5 protein-coding genes are annotated in these 4,248 nt (G+C 40.6%); 2 read left to right on the top strand and 3 right to left on the bottom strand.

What is annotated here, in order from left to right:
• Window positions 1–63: 63 nt before the first annotated feature.
• Window positions 64–993, bottom strand: a complete 930-nt coding sequence (locus tag AB4653_RS04605) for a DMT family transporter (protein WP_009845473.1) — start codon at window positions 991–993, stop codon at window positions 64–66.
• Between the two features lie 149 nt (window positions 994–1,142).
• Between AB4653_RS04605 and AB4653_RS04600 the strand changes: the two genes are divergently transcribed.
• Complete coding sequence (locus tag AB4653_RS04600; protein WP_009845472.1) at window positions 1,143–1,601, top strand: Lrp/AsnC family transcriptional regulator; 459 nt, start codon at window positions 1,143–1,145, stop codon at window positions 1,599–1,601.
• Window positions 1,602–1,820: 219 nt separating this feature from the next.
• Here AB4653_RS04600 and AB4653_RS04595 read toward each other — a convergent pair whose 3' ends face one another.
• Complete coding sequence (locus tag AB4653_RS04595; RefSeq protein ID WP_009845471.1) at window positions 1,821–2,063, bottom strand: hypothetical protein; 243 nt, start codon at window positions 2,061–2,063, stop codon at window positions 1,821–1,823.
• A gap of 260 nt (window positions 2,064–2,323) precedes the next feature.
• Entirely contained in the window at window positions 2,324–2,899 is a 576-nt protein-coding gene (locus AB4653_RS04590) for a hypothetical protein (RefSeq protein WP_017097491.1), read from the bottom strand.
• 96 nt (window positions 2,900–2,995) lie between these two features.
• Here AB4653_RS04590 and AB4653_RS04585 point away from each other — a divergent pair, with 96 nt between their 5' ends.
• Window positions 2,996–3,676, top strand: a complete 681-nt coding sequence (locus tag AB4653_RS04585) for an SH3 domain-containing protein (protein ID WP_102258331.1) — start codon at window positions 2,996–2,998, stop codon at window positions 3,674–3,676.
• Window positions 3,677–4,248: the final 572 nt, after the last annotated feature.

Here is a 4,248-nt window from a genome sequence, read left to right as displayed (position 1 = left end):
TCTATGTACTACAAGCCCTAAAATTGATGTTTAGGGAAACTGTATTTAGGTTTGAACGCAGTATCAGGCTTTGCTATGGCTTGGCGGTTGATATTGCATAGACTGGTCGTTTCTCATGAAAATGTTGCTCGCGACCAAGCTGCCGATACAAATTGAACCAAGCGCTAACCAAGTCATCGTATCCGGAATTTCGTTGAACAGTGGGATCGCCAACAAGGTTGCAACAGCAGGTGTTGCACTACCAAAAGCGGCTGAGCGTTCTGCTCCTAGTGTATTAACAGCATATAGATAAGTGAATGCCGCTATTAAGCCTGCACCGACGCCTTGCACCGCTGAATGTACGGCAAGCTCTGTGACTGGCCATTGAGCAATTGGTGTGCTCATTAAATGGCTAGGGAGGGTTCCTGTAAGGATAAGGACCAGCAACAGCAAGGTGGAACAGAATGAGATAAAACCTGCACTCACGAGCGCATTAAGGTTGGCAACACGTGCTGAGATGGTAAAAGTCGCCCACATCAAACTGCCAAACAAAAACAACACGTGACCTTTGGTATATTCAAAGTTGAAGCTGCTTAAGCTACTTCCCAGAAACAACAATATCCCAAGCGAAACCAGACCTAAACCAACGACACGGTGTCGGCTAAGCGGCTGCTTAAAAAAGAGTACCGCGATCCCTGTTACGAATAGAGGAAGCGTTCCCGGAACTAAAGCACTCCCGTGTGATACCGGAACGAACTGCATGGCTGTTCCTGCAACGAGTAAATAAGGTAACCCGCACCCCACAAACATACCGGCCAAGTATCGATTCGGGACAGCAGCGATCGTGCTACGTGCTTTCCACACCAAAGGTAATAACGCCAATGCTGGCATGAGGAATCGAGTCAGTGCGATGTCTGCAGGTGTTAAATCTGAATTTGCGCCGCCTTTAAGAGAAAGGAAAAAGCTCGCCCAGATGAGCAGAGTGACAGTAATTGATAAATAGCCAAGCTTCATAATAAACAAGGAAAGTGAATGATGATTAATTATGGGGTACTTGGTGTGCCATAGGTTGGCAAGTTTTGTTCTAACTTGAGTTGTAGTTGATGATTTCTGCTAATATCTTGCCAATTGTTAACGAATTTAACCAATAATTGGTATTTGCTATGGATAGGATTGATAGACATCTTCTTGAGTTGCTTCAGAAAGACGGCAGGCTAACCACCGCTGAGTTAGCTGATGAAGTTGGCTTATCGGCTTCACCGTGCGCGAGGCGCATCAAAAGACTGGAAGAAAAAGGGATTATTGATGGTTACCGTGTGAGCCTGTCACGGGAACAGGTCGGCATCGCAATGAGCGTGTTTGTTGAGGTGAGCTTGAACAACCACCAAGAAGTGTCGATTGATAAATTTGAAAGTGCTGTTGTCGAGATGGAAGAGGTCATCAGCTGCCACGTTGTATCTGGGGCTTATGATTACTTGTTAGAAGTTGTCAGCCCTAACTTGATGGCTTACGAAGCATTTACCAGAAAGCTACAGCGACTCTCCAACGTAAAAGACATACATACCCATCTTGCGATTAGGCAAGTGAAAGGCAATGCGCCACTTCCGGTTTATACGGACTGACTGTTTATACGAACAAACGGGCTATACGAACTAACAGTTTATACCGACTAAGCCGTAGGTAGGTGACACGCTGCCCGATGACATGAGCTGAAAACGAAATGATTTTATGACTAATAGGAAGTACGGTCGCTATTAACGGCTATCTGACGAATGCGGATACGCAACAATAAAAAACGGAGCACCTCGTGAAAGGTACTCCGTATATGATAGGTGCAAAACTTAGTGATACTTAAAGTTAGAGATTGAACAATCCCCGGTTTGAGCGTTGATTCTGAATGAAAAAGCATGTGAATGATAATCCACACCGTCATTCCAAATCGTCTCTCCAAATATCTTACATAGCTCTAGCTCACTTACTGAACCGAACTCTTCCATGTGTTTAGCGACAGATAAAAGTTTACCTCTTATCTCTGCAGTCCCTTCCGTGTTACTCAAGCAGTTGAAAGCCATAGTTTTTTGCATATTACCTAGCCAAAATATTTCTTGTTATTAAGTTATATGAATAATCATGATAACAATTTTCTGGCGTTTGTAAATCTATTTTGTGATGAATATCTCACATAGTCGCTTGCATTGGTCGGAAATTGAACGTCATTGTTGATAGTTACCACATTAGTTTTACAACTTATTGATAAAGCTTTGATTGATTGTATTTCTGAATGTGTTGGTTTGTTCGAACTATGATTATTGGGATAATCAAGTTAAGCAAGTGAGTAATCATTTTAGTTTTGTACATCGTTTATCGGTTGGTTTGTGTGGCGAGCTTCGTCAATCATCGTCGCTTCTTTACGGTATTTTGAAGAGAGCTGACGAAATTTTTTACTGAGTGTATGAAGATCTTGCGAGAGTGATTGTGAGCTTTGTACATGTACCTGTGCACTTTCTGTTTGACGCGGTAGTCTTGCTTTAGCGCAGTGTTTAGCTATGGTTTGCCACGAATGCGTTAGAGACTCCGCTCCATCTAGTTCTGTAGACACAATATACGCTTGTTTTAATAGAACCTCAGAGACATCATAAGCGGTATGCATATGACTATTGAGCTGCACATTAAATCTTTGTTCGTACTTTGCCCAAAGCCCAATGATCTGCTTTTCGTTGAAATGTTTAGATAGCAACGTTTGTGATTCATAGGTCGAGAGAACTTGGTTAAATTCTTTGGTGTATTGATTATAGCGTTCTTCAAATGATAACTGGCGATCTAACAGTGTTTGCCAGTTTTCACGGTCACAATGGTCTGCTAACGCGATATCGGCACTCAGAGGTACACTTATAATGACAACCTTCACCAAAAAATTCATGATTTACCTCTACTTAACTCGCTCTCTATTAAGAGTATAGATGAGCAGCAACATGAGTTGATGTACACTTGAAACATACCTAAAACGGAAGAGCTGGTGGATTTGATGAAAAAAGCGCTGATCGCTTTACTTGTGTTATTAATATTGGGCGGAGGAGGGGCTGCATACTATTTCTTCGTCATGAAAAAAGACCCCACTCCGCCAGAGAAAGAGGAAGCGCCGGCTGTTGAAGTCGCGGCGCAATCTGAATCTGACCTTGCATCCCTCACTACTACTCAGCCTGAGCCAGAACAGACTGAGTTCTACGTTTTAGATAGAAAACTAAAAGTAGTCGAGCAGCCCGAAATTGATGGTTTGATAACCGACTATCTTTATAAGGGTGAAAAGGTCGAACTACTAGAGAAGCAAGGCGAATGGGCTCGTATCTCTGACTATATTGTTTTAAAGGAAGGCGGACCACAGACGGCGGAATGGATTTCAATGTCTGGGCTATCTAGTGATGAAGTGATTATCTCTGAGCAAGAAAACAGAGAGATACTAGATTCATACTTATCTAAATCCGATGATCTGAAGCTCCATCAAGAGAAGTTCCGCAACACGGTAGCTAAACTTATCTCTGAAGGGGAGTGCGACCCAAGTGATTTTGAAGAGTTAGGCGGTTGGGTTAAATCAGTTAAATACAGCAACCGAGACGTTTATTTTATTTATTGTGGTGGGTTGTCTCTTGAAAACAAAATTTATCTAGATGTAAATACTAATGAAACATTCACGAAGTAGGAGCCGATTCCTATTTAATATGGCTATTCGTCACTGAATTTTAATTACTCTATTTTTCCAAGAGAATAACTAAAGCCTACTCATAGATTGAGTAGGCTTTTTTATGCTACCTATAATGCTGGCTTTTTCTATTTACCCTATAATTCATATTGAATCTTATATATAACCATCATTAAATATTTATTAATGAGTAATAAGGTCTTTCCTATTATTCTCATGATCAATCATTTCAAATTCCCACATTGCATTCTTCTTGAAACAAGCTAGGAAGTGTTGGTTTATCTCTAATTAACAAAGGCTTACCTGCTTGTTGATAAAGTTGAAATTAAGTAAAGCTTATTTATTTCAGCGCCTTACGATAATTTACATGCGTGTAACATTTCACTGGAACTGTAAGGCAAGTCACGTTTTTAATCATACTCCCAAATTATTTTCGATTTGTAATAATACTTTTTGATTTTGAGTTGTAGGGTTTAATTAAAGCAAAACGTAAAGTTTAATTATCAACTAAGACATTATCTTATTAACATCATTGTTATTTAATTTCTTGTAAGGGATGGAATCATTAATGA

This window comes from Vibrio sp. 10N.222.48.A3, from assembly GCF_041475345.1.
Lineage (GTDB): Bacteria > Pseudomonadota > Gammaproteobacteria > Enterobacterales > Vibrionaceae > Vibrio > Vibrio tasmaniensis_A.
This window is presented reverse-complemented; position numbering and strand designations above follow the sequence as displayed.

What these genes read in the sequence shown, in the direction of transcription:
- AB4653_RS04605 (WP_009845473.1), bottom strand. Translation starts at nt 993, where the DNA reads ATGAAGCTTGGCTATTTATCAATTACTGTCACTCTGCTCATCTGGGCG.
- AB4653_RS04595 (WP_009845471.1), bottom strand. Translation starts at nt 2,063, where the DNA reads ATGCAAAAAACTATGGCTTTCAACTGCTTGAGTAACACGGAAGGGACT.
- AB4653_RS04600 (WP_009845472.1), top strand. Translation starts at nt 1,143, where the DNA reads ATGGATAGGATTGATAGACATCTTCTTGAGTTGCTTCAGAAAGACGGC.
- AB4653_RS04590 (WP_017097491.1), bottom strand. Translation starts at nt 2,899, where the DNA reads ATGAATTTTTTGGTGAAGGTTGTCATTATAAGTGTACCTCTGAGTGCC.